Origin of the sequence: Aquamicrobium ahrensii (assembly GCF_040545755.1) — a bacterium.
GTDB classification, from domain to species: Bacteria; Pseudomonadota; Alphaproteobacteria; order Rhizobiales; family Rhizobiaceae; genus Mesorhizobium; species Mesorhizobium ahrensii.
Genome location: NZ_JBEPMN010000004.1, coordinates 78318 through 94646 on the forward strand (window position 1 = coordinate 78318; position 16329 = coordinate 94646).

14 protein-coding genes and 1 pseudogene are annotated in these 16329 nt (G+C 61.2%); 4 read left to right on the plus strand and 11 right to left on the minus strand.

Going from position 1 to position 16329, the window contains the following annotated elements; all coding sequences use genetic code 11:
* Positions 1-30: 30 nt before the first annotated feature.
* From ABID44_RS07415 to ltnD, 11 genes and pseudogenes are all read right to left on the minus strand, one after another.
* On the minus strand, positions 31-834 hold the full coding sequence (locus ABID44_RS07415) for an ABC transporter permease (RefSeq protein WP_354151064.1): 804 nt from the start codon (positions 832-834) through the stop codon (positions 31-33).
* Positions 831-1766: an ABC transporter permease gene (locus ABID44_RS07420; protein ID WP_354151065.1), complete on the minus strand. Its 936-nt coding sequence runs from the start codon at positions 1764-1766 to the stop codon at positions 831-833. The genes ABID44_RS07415 and ABID44_RS07420 overlap by 4 nt, the downstream gene beginning before the upstream one ends.
* On the minus strand, positions 1730-2860 hold the full coding sequence (locus tag ABID44_RS07425; protein WP_354151258.1) for an ABC transporter ATP-binding protein: 1131 nt from the start codon (positions 2858-2860) through the stop codon (positions 1730-1732). The genes ABID44_RS07420 and ABID44_RS07425 overlap by 37 nt, the downstream gene beginning before the upstream one ends.
* A gap of 5 nt (positions 2861-2865) precedes the next feature.
* Complete coding sequence (locus ABID44_RS07430; RefSeq protein WP_354151066.1) at positions 2866-3939, minus strand: ABC transporter substrate-binding protein; 1074 nt, start codon at positions 3937-3939, stop codon at positions 2866-2868.
* Positions 3940-4207: 268 nt separating this feature from the next.
* Entirely contained in the window at positions 4208-5536 is a 1329-nt protein-coding gene (locus tag ABID44_RS07435) for a dihydroorotase (protein WP_354151067.1), read from the minus strand.
* A 44-nt stretch (positions 5537-5580) separates the two neighbouring features.
* A complete protein-coding gene (locus ABID44_RS07440; protein ID WP_354151068.1) occupies positions 5581-6621 on the minus strand; it encodes a threonine aldolase family protein in 1041 nt (346 codons plus the stop codon).
* 166 nt (positions 6622-6787) lie between these two features.
* A complete protein-coding gene (locus ABID44_RS07445) occupies positions 6788-8041 on the minus strand; it encodes a hydantoinase/carbamoylase family amidase (protein ID WP_354151069.1) in 1254 nt (417 codons plus the stop codon).
* 36 nt (positions 8042-8077) lie between these two features.
* A complete protein-coding gene (locus ABID44_RS07450; protein ID WP_354151070.1) occupies positions 8078-9184 on the minus strand; it encodes an Ldh family oxidoreductase in 1107 nt (368 codons plus the stop codon).
* Between the two features lie 278 nt (positions 9185-9462).
* Positions 9463-10350 carry an SMP-30/gluconolactonase/LRE family protein gene (locus ABID44_RS07455; protein WP_354151071.1) on the minus strand — a complete coding sequence of 296 codons (888 nt, stop codon included), beginning with the start codon at positions 10348-10350 and terminating at the stop codon, positions 9463-9465.
* Between the two features lie 121 nt (positions 10351-10471).
* A pseudogene (otnI, locus tag ABID44_RS07460) lies at positions 10472-11264 on the minus strand (2-oxo-tetronate isomerase).
* Positions 11265-11266: 2 nt separating this feature from the next.
* Positions 11267-12181 (minus strand): L-threonate dehydrogenase, encoded by a 915-nt coding sequence (ltnD, locus tag ABID44_RS07465; protein ID WP_354151072.1) that lies wholly within the window; start codon positions 12179-12181, stop codon positions 11267-11269.
* Positions 12182-12309: 128 nt separating this feature from the next.
* Here ltnD and ABID44_RS07470 point away from each other — a divergent pair, with 128 nt between their 5' ends.
* The 4 genes from ABID44_RS07470 to ABID44_RS07485 all read left to right on the plus strand — a co-directional run bounded on the left by ABID44_RS07470 (position 12310) and on the right by ABID44_RS07485 (position 16301).
* Complete coding sequence (locus ABID44_RS07470; RefSeq protein ID WP_354151073.1) at positions 12310-13311, plus strand: LacI family DNA-binding transcriptional regulator; 1002 nt, start codon at positions 12310-12312, stop codon at positions 13309-13311.
* Between the two features lie 25 nt (positions 13312-13336).
* On the plus strand, positions 13337-14602 hold the full coding sequence (otnK, locus tag ABID44_RS07475; protein ID WP_354151074.1) for a 3-oxo-tetronate kinase: 1266 nt from the start codon (positions 13337-13339) through the stop codon (positions 14600-14602).
* On the plus strand, positions 14599-15258 hold the full coding sequence (otnC, locus tag ABID44_RS07480; protein WP_354151075.1) for a 3-oxo-tetronate 4-phosphate decarboxylase: 660 nt from the start codon (positions 14599-14601) through the stop codon (positions 15256-15258). The genes otnK and otnC overlap by 4 nt, the downstream gene beginning before the upstream one ends.
* 161 nt (positions 15259-15419) lie before the next feature.
* Positions 15420-16301 carry a LysR family transcriptional regulator gene (locus ABID44_RS07485; RefSeq protein WP_354151076.1) on the plus strand — a complete coding sequence of 294 codons (882 nt, stop codon included), beginning with the start codon at positions 15420-15422 and terminating at the stop codon, positions 16299-16301.
* Positions 16302-16329: the final 28 nt, after the last annotated feature.

Below are 16329 nucleotides of genomic sequence, written 5' to 3' on the forward strand. Positions count from 1 at the left end.
CGATCCTCGTCCATGCTTGCTGAAGCGCCGCTATTTCCCCGCCAGACCGCCGATGCGCCGCACACCGATGAGCCATCCGGCAACGAGAAGCTGCAGCATGGAAAACAGGATGAGCAGGGTCGAGGCGGCCGCGACCGTCGGATCGATCGCCATCGCCACATAGGTCAACATGCGGATGGGCAGCGTCTGGGTTGCGGCGTCCGACAGAAACAGACTGACGGAATAATTGTCGAAGGACATGATGAAGGCGAAGATCGCGCCATTGATAAGCCCCGGCCGGATGCTCGGAACGATGATATGGGCGAAGGTTTGCACGGCGTCTGCGCCCAGGACACGGGACGCCTCGATGACGCTTTCGTCCTGCTGTTCCAGGCTCGATGCGACCGTCCTCACCATATAGGGGAACACGATCGCACAATGGCCCAGCACAAGGGCGGTAAAGGTCGAGAAGAAACCGAGCGACGTGTAATATTGCAGCAGACCGATACCGATGACGATCGATGGCAACATCAACGGCGACAGGAAAAGCGACATAGCCGCGCCTCGCCCCGCAAAACGATGCCGCGTCAGCGCCAGCGAGGCTGCAACCCCGAGCACGAGAACGATGACTGTCGACAGAACAGCCAGCTTCAGGCTGATCACCACCGCGTCGAAGAAGCCTTCAAGCTGATCGATATTCGCATACCATCGGAACGAAAGGCCCTTCGGCGGAAACTGCATGAAGGCGGCATCGCCGAACGAGACGACGACGATGACGACCAGGGGCGCGAGCAGGAAGCCCAGAATGGCGACTATCGTGGCGCGCAACGCCAATCCTGCAAGCCAGTTCATCATTTCGCCTCAATACGGTAACGTTGAAAAAAGCGGGCGGCGACAATGCCGTAGATCACCAGGATGATGAGCGTCACCATCGTCAGGATCGTTGCGATGGCCGCCCCGAAGCTCCAGTCGAGCAGAACCAGAACCTGCTGGGTGACGAGCGTCGGCATCACCTGCACTCTTTCGCCGCCGAGAAGCATGGGAATGACGTAGGCGCTGATGCTGGCCGTGAAGACAAGAGCGGCGCCAGCGCCGATGCCGGGGAGGCTAAGGGGCAGAATTACCGTGCGGAAGAGCTGGAATGCGCTTGCTCCCAGCGTACGGGACGCTTCCTCAAGAGCCGGGTTTATCCGCTCGATCGCCGCCGCCAATGGCAGAACCATGAAGGGCAGATAGGCATGGACAAGGCCGATCACGACGCCTGCCGGCGAAAACAGCAGCATGAGCGGCTCATCGATCAGGCCGAGCGAAAGCAGGGTGGTGTTGATCGGGCCGCTGTTGCGCAGCAGGATTTGCCAGCCGAAGGTGCGGATCACGACGCTGACCATCAGCGGCGAAACCACCGCAACCAGGATGACGGCCCGCCATCGCCCGCCCAGCCGCGCCATTCCGTATGCGAGCGGGTATCCGATCACCAGGGCGACCAGCGTCACGTACAGCGCCAGGCGCATCGAATTCCACAGCACGCCGCGATAGTGGGCCGAGCCCAGGAAATGGGCGTATTGCGCCAGCGTGAAGCTTCGCGCCGCATCGCCCTCGACGAAGAAGCTCTCCCGCAACAGCAGGAGCATCGGGAGCACGAAACAGAACATCATGAAAAGGAAGGACGGAAGCAGCAGGAGAAGGAAGGCGTAGGGTCTTCTTTCTATCCAGCCGATCACTTCCGAGAACGGCGCATAGATCCTGCGCCTCAAGCCGGGAACAGAAGCGTATTCTTTGGCGACCATTGCACCCATACCCTATCCCCTGTGCTCAACCTCTCCAGAAAGGCTGTCTCTTCTGTGTTCTGACTGTGAACGACGGCCCGCGTGCCTGCCGATGTGTCGATATGGTAGTGTGTGATGGTGCCAAGGTAGATGGCGCCGACGATCTTGCCCTCCACGCAGTTGCACGCCTCCGACGGGCGCTCGGAACTCAGGATCATCTTGCCCGGCCGGACGGCGGCATTGACCTTGGAGCCCGCAAGGAACCCGTGGTCCCTGCCGGAGGTCTCGGCGGTGAAGGCCCCGTTGCGCAACGCGGTCACGCCATCCGTCACCTCCTCCACCTGCATCGGGAAAATGCTGGACTGCCCGATGAACTTGAGGACGAATTCCGTCTCCGGCTCCTCGTAGAGCGTGCGGGGCGAAGCGATCTGCTCGATACGCCCGGCGTTCATCACGGCGATGCGATCGGAAATGGTCAGCGCCTCCTCCTGGTCGTGCGTCACGAAGATGGTCGTGATGCCGAGGTTGCGCTGCAACTCACGCACTTCGAGCTGCATCTCCTCGCGCAGCGCCTTGTCCAGCGCTGCGAACGGCTCATCGAGCAACAGGACGGACGGCTCCAGGATCAAAGCGCGCGCCAGCGCCACGCGCTGCTGCTGGCCGCCCGACAACTGGCTCGGATATCTTTCGGCGAAGCGCTCGAGGCGAACCAGCGCCAATGCCTCGGCCACTTTCTGCGCGACGACGTTGCGCGCAACGCCCCGCATGCGCAGACCGTAGCCGACGTTTTGCGCCACCGTCTGGTGCGGAAACAGGGCGTAGCTCTGGAACACGAGACCGATATTGCGCCGATGCGCCGGCATGTCGGTGACATTTTTTCCGGCGATGCGGACCATGCCGGAACTCGGTTTCAGAAGCCCGGCAATCAACCTGAGCAGCGTCGTCTTTCCGCAGCCGCTCGGCCCGAGAAGCGTAAGGAGCTCGCCCCTCGGCACCGTAAGGTCCAGCGCTTCGAGCGCGGTGACTGAGCCGTAGCTCTTGAACAGGTTGCGCAGTTCTATGTCGTACTGCGCAACGCCATCCACATCATATCGCCCGAGCGACAGGGCCTGCATGCTTGTCACCCGGCGACCTCCTGATTCCAACGCTCGGTCCAAGCGCTACGCTCTTTGTTGATATGCGTCCAGTCGAGAAAGTTCATTCTTTCAATGTCTTGCGGCTGGAAGGGCACCAGTTTTCGCAACTCCTCGGGCATGGTCGCCCTGGAGTTGACCGGGCCCGATATCGCCCCGGTGGCAAGGGCGGACTGGACCTCGGCGCGCAGTCCGAAGTCCAGGAACCGCGCCGCCAGCTCGGGATCGGGAGCGTTCTTCACCAGGCAGGCGCCGTTGATGCCGGCGAACGGCCCTTCCTCGGGCAGACTGATGGCGACGGGAGCGCCTTCGCGGGTGAAGCGATTGATGTTCTTGCCGTAGAACGGCGCAGCTATCTTCGCCTCTCCCTGCACAAGCAGATTGAGCGCGCTGGCGGTGTTGCTGAACATGTCCACAAGATTCGGCTTCAGCGCCTTGATCTGCTCAAATCCCGGATCGATGGCGTATTGCGCTTCGCTAACGGACTTGTCGCCCCCCAGAGCAGCCGCCATGATAAGCATCATGACGCCATTGGTCAGATTGATCGAAGGGATCAGCACCTGGCGCTTCAGGTCCTCGCGCCAGAGATCCCGCCACGACGAGGGCGGCGTCATCGCCGTGTTGTAGGCCATCGACACGTAGTGGATGGCGATTCCCACGCCGTGCCCATCCTCAAGCACGTACTGGGGATAGACTTCGGCCAGCGCCGGCAAGGCCGAAGTCGTCAAAGGCTCCGTCAATCCAAGCTGTCGCGCCTGATTGATGACGGCGTCGTCCATCATCATCACGCTGTGGCGCGGGTTACTCGCCTCAGCGCGCATCTTGGCCAGCTTGTCGAGGCTCGATCCGGCCGACATATGGACCTTGACGCCGTATTCCTGTTCGAACGGCTCGATCCAGACACGTTTCAGGACATCCGAAATGTCATCATAAATCCCCACATAAAGCTCTTTTGTCTGGGCGCGCGCGCGTCCGGCCCCGGCCGCCACGGCAACGGCGCCCGCTCCAGCCAGCGCCAGGAAATTGCGCTTGCTGCGGTCAATAGTCTGTTGCTTTTTCATGCCCATTTCTCCCAAGGTTACTCGTTCCCTGCCCCAACCTATTGTTGGCGCTCACTTGTTCTTATTGCGATCATCATAATCTTTTTCGTTTAAACTCACAAATTCATAAATTATATTTGCCCATTCCAATATGGAATATGTAAGTATAACTCAAACTATAAAAGAACATTAAAGCAATATTTTATCATTAAAAATATATACTTACATATTTTACAGATACATCGTCGCAATAATACTAAAAAAACATCTCCATCCTCGATATAATGTCTTATCTAAATTGACCTTGCCGCACCGGCCGGATGAACGATCCGCAAGGATCGCCCACCGGCATTCCATCCTCCACGACCCTCCGGCCCCGCAACATCACCAGATCGATGGTGCCGGCCCCTTCGAAATCGAGAAAGGGCGTCGAGCTCGCGCGCGTCTTCATCGAGGTCGGCTCGATCTTGCGGCGCACGGATTGATCAACGACGATCAGGTCTGCATCCGCGCCCGGCGCAACAAGGCCCTTCCGGGGGAAAAGGCCGAACAGTTTCGCCGGCGTCGTCGACAAGGCCGCCACCATCTGCGTCAGATCGATCTCACCGCCCAGGCTTCGCGCAAGCATGACGGGCAGCAAGGTCTCGAGGCCCGGAACTCCTGACGGCGCTTTCCAGATGTCATCGCGGCCAAGCTCCTTTTCCTGTGGCAGATGCGGAGCATGATCGGTGACCACAATGTCCAGTGCGCCTGCCTTCACCCCTGCGATAAGCGCCTGCCCCTGTTCGGGCAAGCGAAGGGGCGGCGCCATCTTGGCGAAAGGGCCGAGCGCGCGAAGATGGTCTTCGTTCAGGAACATGTTGTGGGGAAGCGTTTCCGCAGAGATCAACCCCGGCGCACGTTCCTTGTAGGCGGCGACCGCATCGACGCCTTCACGGCTGCTGACCTGCCGGATATGCAGGCGGCACTCCGCAAGAATAGCGGCTTCGCACGCCAGGGCGATGCCCAGGGCCTCGGCTTCCGGGGGGCGCGAGGCTGCGAAATCGAGCGGGGCCGCCCTCCCCTGTGCGCGCAGTTCGTCGGTGCGTGTCCGGATGATCGAGTCCAGCATCGGGGTGACGCCGGCGACGCCGCCGACCGCCGCTATCGCACGCAAGGCTGTCAGAAGCTGCCCAGCGTCGGCGATACGATAATGGTCGGGGACATCGGCCAGAAAGAGTTCGAACGCGCATGGCCCGCATTCGGCCAAGGCGCCGAGGTCGCCCGGATTGGGGCCAACGATGACATTCAGGCCGAAATCCACGAACGAGCGCCGCCCAAGCGCGATCTTTTCCCGAAACGTGACCGGGTCGTCGGTCATCGGATCGTCGGTCGGCATGATGACGACGGTCGTGACGCCACCGCAGGCGGCGGCCAGCGAACCGTTTTCAAACCCCTCCTTGTGGACGAGGCCCGGATCGCGGAAATGGACATGCGCGTCCACGAGGCCGGGCAGCACATAGCGGCCAGCCGCATCGTAGACCTCGCACGCATCGTAGTTCTCGTCCGGCGGACAAACGGCCCCGATCCGCTCGCCATCGATATAGATATTCGCTCGCGTGACCGAATTGTCGCTCACGAGAATACCGTTCTTGATCGCCAGGTCGAACATAATGCGGCCCGCTACGCCTTTCCGGTGCAAAGGTCGGCGATGATCCCGACCGCCCGCTCGCAATCGGCCCGATCCGCATCCAGATGCGTGGCCAGACGAACCGTCCGCTCCGCAAAGGCGGATAGAAGCAGGCCCTGCCGACTCGCGCGCTCAACGAAGGAGACCGCATCGTCGCCGCCCTCCTCAAGGCGGAAGATGACGATATTCGTATGGACCGTAGCCGGATCGAAACGGACGCCAGGCAGGCCCTGAATGCGCGCCGCGATGAGTTGCGCATTGGCATGATCTTCCGCCAGGCGGTCGATATTGTTGTCGAGCGCGTAAAGGCCGGCAGCGGCCATAATACCGCTTTGGCGCAGAGCGCCGCCGAACATGCGCCGGATTCGCCGCGCCGCGGCGATGGTCGCCGAACTGCCTGCAAGCACGCTGCCCATGGGGCAACCCAGCCCCTTGGAGAGCGCAACCGAAACCAGTTCGAAGGGTCTTGCAAGGGTCGCAAGATCGGCCCCCGTCGCGACGGCAACATTGAAGAGGCGCGCTCCATCCAGATACATGGCCACGCCGGCCTGCGATGCAACCTCGGCGATGGCGTCGATCTCGGATTGCGGAAAGATGACGCCTCCGCCGCGGTTATGCGTGTTCTCGACCACGATCAACGTGGTTGGGGGAAAGACGAAATGATCGCGCGGCTTCAGATTGGCCGTGATCTCCGCAGCGGTGAACAGGCCACCTTCGCCGATGACCGTGAACTGGACGCCGGCGTTGGCCGCAGACGCGCCGGCTTCGTGCCAGACGATGTGCGGCTCGGTTCCGACGATGACGTCGTCGCCCGGCCGGGTCAGAACCTTGAGCGCGATCTGGTTGGTCATGGTGCCGCTCGGAACGAAGATGGCGTCATCCTTGCCGAGCAGCGCCGCAATCCGCTCCTCCAGCGCGTTGGTGGATGGGTCGTCGCCATACTGGTCGTCGCCGACGGGAGCCTGCGCCATGACGGCGCGCATCGCGCTGGAGGGCTTGGTTACGGTATCGGATCGCAGATCGATCAATTGCATGAGAGGCCTCTGACGTAGCGACTAAGAGAAATGGGGAGCCGGCGTCCCTGGATGCGGCGCTGAAGCCAAGGCTGCGCCCTCGCCTTTATCATCCGCATGAGAACACCCGCCTCGTCATCTTCAGCACCTGCATGAATTTGGTCATGCCCTTAATTCCACCTTCGAATCAGCAAGCTCGAATGTTCTGCTTTCCGGCCTGCCTGCCGAGCATCGCCGTCATGCGATGGGCCGCGTTCAGCGCCACGTTCGCTCCGCGCACGATGTCGCTTTCGTGACTGTTTTCCTCGGTGGAGTGGCTGCGGCCACCGATGCTGGGGATGAACAGCATGGCGGCTGGAATGTATTTTCCTATCGCCGCGGCGTCATGCCCGGCTCCGCTGGGCATCCATACGCTGCTTGCGCCCACATCTGCGGCCGCGCCTTCGATCTCGCTGGCGAGACCGGCATTCATCGCGACCGGTTCGGTGCGAAGCACGATCTGGATTTCGATCTGCGCCCCATGAAGGCGCGACACCTCGTCAACCACTTCGCTCATGGCGACATCGATCGCGGCAAGCACATCGCTGCCGGGATCGCGGAACTGGATGAGGAGTTCCACATCGGATGGCGTCGTGTTGTTGAATCCGGGCTTCGTCGACACGTTTCCGAAAACCCATACCGTCTGCGGGCCGCGAACCCGTTCCAGCGCGGCGCGGAACTGATGCACGAAGTCGAACATCTGGATCCCCGCATCCTGGCGCATGTTCATCGGCGTGGTGCCCGCATGATCGGCGCGCCCTCGAAACCGGGCGACGTAGTTGCGAATGCCCACGATCGAGGTGACCACGCCGACATCGACCCTGGTGTTCTCCAGGATCGGCCCCTGCTCGATGTGGGATTCGAAATAGCCGACCCAGCGGCCCATTTCGGGTTCGGGGCCAAAGCTCGCCGGCAGCCGGGCCAGAGCATCGGCAAGTTCCTCCCCGTGCGGACTGCGGGCATGCCGCACATCGTCGAGTTTAAGCTCGCGGCAAACGGAACGGCTGCCGAGCCAGCCGACATAGGTCCCTTCCTCATCCTGAAATGAAATGACGTCGATGCCCACGTCGCCGACGAAGCCTTCTTCGCGCGCTCGCCTGGCGATCTCAAGGGCGTAGATCACGCCCAGGCTACCATCGAGCCAGCCGCCCATCGGCACCGAATCGGAATGCGAGCCAACGAGCAGGGCCGAGCGTCTGGCCGCATCACGGCCATAGACATTGCCCACATTGTCGATTCCCACCTCAAGGCCGGCCTCCTCCAGCCGGGCGGCCAGCCACTGCCTGGCCTCGATATCGGGCGGCGAATAGGCCGTGCGGCTCACACCCGCACCATGCTTGCCGAAGCCGGCAAGCGTCCTCATATCCGCCATCAGCCTTTCGGCATTCACTTCAAGGACCATGGAAGCCTCCCTCCGGAACCGGCGTCGGTTTTCCGCCTATGCGAGCGGGCCAACCTGAACCTCGGCGGCAAGCGCGTTCAATTCGCTAACCACCCGCTGCTGGACAGGGATGCCCTCCCGCGCCCGGCGCTGCTCTTCGAGAAAGCCCTTCTCTCCCGGATAATAAACCTCGTCGAAACCAGGACGCGGACCGGAGGCGTGCACCGCATTCAGCGCCTCATCCATCTGGCGCTTGAACTGCTCCAGAGAAATGAAATGCTCGATGCTGATCGCCTGGAAGGTCTGACTGACATTCATGGGGCCATCGTGCGGCAGAAAGCCGGTTGCGCCGCCGCCGAACAGTTGCCCGCCCATGAGAACGCAAGTGAGTATCTCATGCGCCAGCCCCAGGCCGAACCCCTTGTATCCGCCCCACGGCAGCAGGGAACGCGAGGCAAGCACGTCGGCTGGGTTCTCGGTGTCGTAGCCATCCACATCGATCGCCCAGCCCGCAGGAATTTTCTCATCCCGTTCGTAGGCCTGGAAAATCTTCTCCATCGCCGGACTGATGGCCATGTCAAGCACGAAAGGCGAATTTTCGAGCGCCGGCGCAGCGATCGAGAGCGGATTCGTTCCGACCAGCGGCTTGCGCCCGCCGTGCGGGGTGACAAGCTGCACACCGCTGTTGGTGTAGGTGATGCCGATCATTCCCTGGGCGGCGGCCATCAGGGGATAGTATTTCGCGGACGTATAGGAGTTCGCATTGCGCACGCCGACCATCCCGATGCCGAACTGGCGCGCCTTGTCGATCGCAAGCTGCATGGCGCGTACAGCGACCGGCTGGCCGAGGCTTCTCTTGGCGTCGATGAGCGCGGTGGCGGCGCGATCGCTGACGATCTCGGACCTGTCGCCGGGGAAGTCGCCGCCGGCCTTGATACGGTAGAGCACCTGCAAAAGCAGGCGGATGCCGTGCGATTCCTCACCGCGAAGGTCCGACTGGACGAAAACGTCGACAGTGAGGTCCGCATCGTCCCTGGGAACGCCATACGCCACCAGCATCGCGGTGCAGAACTTCCGCAGATCGACCTCGCTGACAATCACGCGCTCACTACGTGCGCTCGACGCGGCGATGGCTTGTGCATACGGATTCCAACTGTCGTTCATGACGTCTCCAGACCTCCCAAAAAGCGCGCGCACTTTTCATGGTGCGACAAGTAGATATCAATACTTTGCTTGAGTTTGATCCGTTGTACAAATTTAAATATTTCAAGGGCGTATTCCAAAATGGAATGCCATATATTCTGTGTATTACTTGTAATTATTAGAATTATTAATGAAATACTTGAGTTTTACACAGTCGCAGGAATGCCGGTTCCGGCAGGCGAAGCACAGGCCTTCGCCGCGGAAGGCCGCGGCGCATTCCTGCCGGAACTCGAATCTGCTCAGAGCCCGTTCGTGTTGAGGAACACGGAAAAAAGACTCCGTGTCGCGCATATGAACAGTCGGTTGCGATGGGCGCCGCCGAAGCAGAGATTGGCGGCTGTTTCCGGCAGGCGAATCTTGCCGAGAAGAGAACCGTCCGGCGCAAGGCAATGAATGCCCTCCGCGGTCCCGGCCCAGATGTGACCATGCCGGTCGATTCGAATGCCGTCATAGATGCCGGCCGGGCATTCGCAGATCAGCCGCCGATCACCGAGAACAGCGCCGTCGACAACGCTGAATGCATAGAGCGCCGACGGCTCGCATCCGCTGTCAACGACATAGAGCTCATCGCCGCCGGGGGAAAAGGCAAGGCCGTTGGGTTGGATGAGATCGGTGTAAACGGCTGCGATATCGCCATGAGGGTCGACGCGGTAGACATTGCGCGAACCGATCTCGCTCGGGCTGCGTGAACCTTCATATTCGGTTGAAATGCCATAGGTCGGATCTGTGAACCAGACCGCGCCGTCATCTGCAACCACCAGATCGTTCGGGGAATTCAGGCGTTTTCCCTCGAAGCGATCAGCTATGACGGTCAGTGTCCCGTCATGCTCCACCCGCGTGACCGAACGGGAAAAATGCTCGCAAGCCAGCACCCTGCCCTGCCTGTCCAGCGTGTGTCCATTTGCGAAATTCGAAGGCGACAGAAAGGTCGAAATCGAATTGTCGGTCTCATCCCAGCGCAGCACGCGATTGTTCGGAATATCCGAAAACAACAGGTAGCGGCCGGCCGGGACGTAAACCGGCCCCTCCAGCCAGCGCCCATCAGAGAACAGTCTCTCAACGTGGACGTTCGGCAGAACCAGCGCGCGAAAGCGCTCGTCATGAACTTCAAACCAGTCGGTCAGCATAAACTCTCCCCCTGAACACCTGCCCGGTCCAGGCAGGAACTGGAGCATTCCCGGCAAAGCAGAGAACCGTTTTGCGCCCGGAAATGCGGCTAAAGCGATGAGATGGAGCAGTTGCGCCGATTTAATGAAAACCAGAACCGCTCCGGACCTTCTCCATCCAGCCCAGCCCGGCGACGGTTCCCGCCGCCGGACGATATTCGCATCCCACATAGCCGCCATAGCCCAGCGCATCGAGGGCGGCGAAGATACGGAAATCGTCGAGTTCGCCCGTTCCCGGTTCGTTGCGCCGGGGAACCGAGGCGATCTGAACATGCCCTATCAGGGGCATTATCGCCTCCAGCGCCGTCAACACATCGCCACGCATCACCTGACGGTGATAAATATCGAACTGGAGACGGACGTTGGGATGGCCGAGGTCGTCGATGATCTCCACGGCGCGCTCGAAACTGTCGAGGAAATAGCCCGGCATGTCGCGTCCGTTGAGCGGCTCGATCACAACGCCGACACCCTCCGCGCCCGCCGCATCGGCGGCGAAAGCCAGGCAATCCTTGTAGGACGCCAGCGCCACCGCGTCTTGCGGCGAGGCGATGCCCGCCATCATATGCAGCAGCGGCGCATTGACCACCCGAGCATAGCCGACCGCCTCCCGGACCGCGCGCCGGAATTCCGCCTTGCGCTCCGGAAAGACGGCAAAACCCCGCTCGCTCCCCCTGCCCCCAGTCCCCTGGCGGCATGTTGAACAGAGCCTGGCTCAACCCGTGCGCATCAAGCCGCTCGGCCACGGTTTCTGCCGGATAATCGTAAGGAAACAGGCATTCGACCGCAGTGAAACCGGCCGCCGCCGCGGCCGCGAAACGGTCAAGGAATGGCTCTTCGTTGAACATCATAGTCAGGTTTGCGGCAAGACGAGGCATGGCTAGTTGCTCCGCTCCATTCCCGGAAGTTCGAGGCCGGCAATTTGCGCCAGCAGGCGCGCGACGGACGAATCATCGTCCTGCCCCATGCCCGCCGCTTCCGTCATGAGGAAGAGCTGGAGCGCCGCGCTGGCGACGGGAAGCGGAAAGCTTTGCTTGCGCCCCAGTTCCGAAACGATGCCGAGATCCTTGGTGAAGATCGCGACGGCGCTATGCGGCGCATAATCGCCTTCCAGAACATGTGGGATGCGGTTCTCGAACATCCAGCTGTTGCCAGCCGACTTGGAAATCACCTCGAACACCTTCGATATGTCAAGACCAAGCCGCTTGGCGAAGGTGATAGCCTCGCAGGCCGCAGCGATGTGAACGCCCGCCAGAAGCTGGTTGACGATCTTGAAGGAAGATCCGACGCCGACATCTTCCCCCAGCGAGTATACCGTCTGCGCCATCGCATCCAGGGCCGGCTGCGCCGCCGAGAACGCTTCCGGTGAACCGGACGCCATCACTGTGAGTTCGCCTGCATCCGCCCTGGCCGAGCCTCCGCTTATCGGCGCGTCGAGATAGAGCACTCCATGCTCCCCCGCGCGCGCAGCAAATTCCTGCGCCTCGACGGGCGACATGGTGGCCGATGAAATAATGACCGAACCGGGCTTCATCGCCTCCGCTGCGCCGTCGGGGCCAAACAGGACGGCTCTCGTCTGGGCCGCGTTGACGACGACCACGACCACGACGTCGGCGTCGTGCGCGGCCGCGGCTGGCGTATTAAACGCCGAGCCGCCCGCAGCCGCGAGTTTCTCCAGCGCGTCCCTGGCCAGATCGCATCCCCGAACCTCATGACCGCCGCGCATCAGCGACCGGGCCATGCCGAGACCCATGGAGCCGAGCCCGATAACGGCAACCGATTGGAATGCTTTCATAGTCGCTTTCTCCAATTCCCTATGACAGCGCTAACAGCGATTTGACACAGCCGCCCGCGGCGTGCAACAGAATAATGTTAGCGCTGTCATTTACGATGAACGCACCCATTCAGGAGGAAGTACGGGAAATGCCCCCGGTTGCCCCGACATTAAAGGACGTGGCTCTGATGGCCGGGGTGAGCGAGATCACCGTATCGCGGGTGGTGCGCAACAAGGGGCCGATCTCCAGCGACACCCGGTTGCGTGTGACCGCCGCCATCGATGCGCTGGGCTATGTTCCGAACCGTGCGGCCGGATCACTTGCCTCCGCCGGCGCTCCCCTGATCGGCGTCCTGCTGCCCTCGCTTTCCAACATCGTCTTTCCGGAAGTGTTGCGCGGTATCCAGGCGGCTCTGGCGTCGACAAACTATCAATCGCTGGTGGGTGTCACCGAGTATGATCCCGTCGTCGAACAGCATATCGTATCATCGCTGCTGGCCTGGAAGCCCGCCGCGCTCATCATGACCGGCTTCGACCATACCGATGCGACCCGCATGATGCTGGCCAAGCATGATGTCCGCGTCGCCGAACTGATGGACATCGACGCCGAGCCGATCGACATCGCCGTCGGCCTTTCGCATCGGCGCGCCGGCTATGACAGCGGACGCCATCTCATTCAGCGTGGCTACAGGCGCTTCGGCTATGTCGGTCACGACTGGGATGCCGACCGCCGGGCGCGCCGGCGCTATAACGGCCTTTGCGCCGCCCTCGCCGAGGCGGGTCTGTCGCTCACAGCCGAGAGCCGCAGCCCCCACGCCAGTTCGACGCGTGCGGGAAAGGAAACTCTCAAGGCGCTGCTGCTGGACGCTCCGAAACTGGATGTCGTTGTCTTTTCCAATGACGACATGGCTATTGGCGGCTTCTTCCACTGCCTGGAAGCGGGGATTTCGGTGAAAGAGGAGCTCGCCCTCTTCGGCTTCAACGGCCTCGCTATCGGGCAGGACCTGCCGAAACCCTTATCCACTGTACGCTCGAACCGCTTCCTCATCGGAAAGACCGCGGTCGAAAGGCTGTTGGGCGCGGCAGAAACATCAGACCACCGCCGCGTCATCGACACCGGCTATGAAATCGTCGAAGGCGCGACGGCATGAAACGAACGGGAAGGACTGAACGATTATGCTTCTAGGGGCGGTTGCCGATGATTTGACCGGAGCGACGGATCTTGCCTTGACGCTTGCCCGCGAAGGCATGCGGACCGTGCAGGTGATCGGTGTTCCGCCGGCGGATTTCGACTTCGGCGATGCCGAGGCCGTCGTCCTTGCGCTGAAATCGCGTACGATCCCGGCAAGCGAGGCGGTCACGATCTCGCGCGCCGCCGCCAGGAGACTGCTCGACGCTGGAGCCGAGCAGATCGTCTTCAAATATTGCTCGACCTTCGATTCCACTCCCGCCGGCAATATCGGCCAGGTCACGGAGGCGCTGCTCGAGTTGCTCGATGCGCCGCTGACCATCGCCTGCCCCGCATTTCCCACCAATGGCAGGGCGGTTTATCGCGGGCATCTCTTCGTCGGCGACACCCTCCTGTCCGACAGCCCGATGAAGGATCATCCGCTGACGCCGATGGATGACGCCAATCTCGTGCGGGTGCTCCAGCGGCAGACGACGCTTCCGGTCGGCCTGGTTTCCCATGATGCGGTCAAGGAAGGCAGCGCGGCGATTTCTTCCGCATTCCAGGCCGCGATAGCGGGCGGCGAGAAGATCATGATCGTCGATGCGCTGGATGACAACCATCTGCGCCAGATCGGCCGCGCAGCCTCCGGCATGAAGCTCATCACAGGCGGGTCCGGAATCGCACTCGGCCTGCCTGAGAATTTCCGGCGCGCTGGAAAAATCGGCGAAAAGAAAGCCGAATGGGCCTTCTCCGCCACGGACGGTCGCGCCGTGATACTGGCGGGATCTTGCTCGGCGGCGACACGCCGGCAAATCGATCAGGCCATGCGCGCCGAAGTTCCCGCCCTCAAGATAAATCCGCTTCTTGTCGCAAAGGGCGTCGTCACCGCGGAAAGCGTCGCGGACTGGGTCAAGACAAGCAATCACCCGACGCCCATCGTCTATTCGAGCGCCGATCCCTCGGAGGTCATCGATATTCAAAAAGAACTCGGGCGCGAGAATGCGGGCGCATTGGTGGAGGACCTGCTTGCCGAAGTAGCGGGCAGGCTGAAGCAGGACAACTTCACCCGCTTCCTCGTCGCCGGTGGTGAAACATCCGGCGCAGTGGTCCAGGCGCTTGGAGTGAGCGCCCTGCAGATCGGCCCGGAAATCGATCCGGGGGTCCCCTGGACCCGCAGCGTCGGGGAAGAGCGGCCAATTGCGCTTGCGCTCAAGTCCGGCAATTTCGGCGCAGACGATTTTTTCCTGAAAGCGTGGTCCCGCATCCAATGAGCACCATCCTCTCCGAAGCGACGCGCCTGCGGGACCAGATCGCCAGCGTGGGGAAATCTCTTTTCGACCGCGGGCTGACATTCGGCTCGACAGGCAATATCAGCGCCCGCCTTTCCAATGGCGAGATCCTGATGACGCCGACCAACATTTCGCTCGGCAGCCTCGAGCCAGCGCGCCTGTCGCGCTTCAGCGCCGAAGGCGTTCATATCGACGGCGACAAGCCGACGAAGGAGGCCTTCCTGCATCAATGCATGTACTGCCAACGCCAACATGCCGGGGCCGTCGTGCATCTCCATTCCACCTATTCGGTGGCCGTCAGCATCCTGGATGGCGTCGATCCCGACGACGTGCTGCCGCCCCTGACAGCTTATTATGTGATGCGGGTGGGCTCGCTGCCGCTCGTCCCCTATTTCCCGCCTGGCGACAAGGCGCTTGCCGCGGCCGTGGCGGAAAAAGCAGGCCACAGCCATGCCGTTCTCCTGGCCAATCACGGGCCGGTCGTCGCGGGAAAGACCCTGCTTGACGCCCAATATGCGACGGAGGAACTGGAAGAAACCGCCAAGCTCTTCCTGCTTCTTGAGGGGCGGAACACAAAGCCCCTGACGCCAGCCGAGGCGGGCGCCCTTCGGGCCAGGACGCAACGGGATTCTGCCTGAATTGAGATAGCAGCGGCGAGATGGACAATGGACGGCCTGGATTTATCCAGTATTAGTGTGGTGTCGGCCCTCGTGTCGTCACACTTCCATCCGTAACAATCCGCCGCCATTGCGGCAGAGCCCCGAGATATTTTTCGGACCGGCCGTCCCTGGAGGATCGAATGCGAATCCGCAGTATCGAGGCTTTCATTTCCGCCTATTCGGGTCGTTCAATGACCCACGCTTCCCTGAAGCTGAATCTTTCGCAACCGGCCCTCACCAAGATGATCCAGACTCTGGAAGCCGAATTGGGGATCAAATTGTTCATCCGGGGCGCCCGGGGCATTGAACCGACGATGCATGCGGAAGCGTTCTTTCCGCGGGCGAACCGGATTCTCGCCGAACTCAATGCAGCACAGGCCGAGTTCGCTGCGCTTGCGGGCGGCAACACCGGCCGTTTGCGCGTTGGCTCGGATTCCTACGTTGCGGCCGAAATGCTGCCAAATGCAGTAACCGATGTTCTTCAGAGCGTTCCCGACCTGAAAATCGAAATAGTGACCGGGACAAGCGACCATCTGGCTACAGCCATCGAAAACGGAGACCTCGATTTCTTCGTGACATCAGTCTCGCGAAGTGTGGACCTGACCGATCTTGTGACCATAACCATCCTGCAGGAACAATATTGCGTGGTGGCGCGCTCCAATCATCCGCTGACATCCAGCAACCACGTTACGCTTGCGGACATGACGGAATATCCCTGGATAAATATCGGAGACAATTTTGCCTCGACGAGCAATATCGTACCTATTTTTGAGCAGATGGGGATCAAGCTGCCCAAAAAAATCGTCGAGACGGATTCTATTTCCTATCTGGTGGCGCACCTCCTCCGCTCCGACAGCCTGAGCTATCAGCCACGCCGATTGCTGGAAACTGCAGGCCTGGCGGCCCTCAATATTGTGGACGCTCCCGGCTCGCTCGGCCAATTCAAAGTGGTGGCGGCCCATCGCAAGGACAAGCCCTTGTCTCCTGAGGCGAAGCTGCTTCTGCAACGACTCGCAGTTTGACCCGCAGGCTGGGTGGCGGCGCTCAATT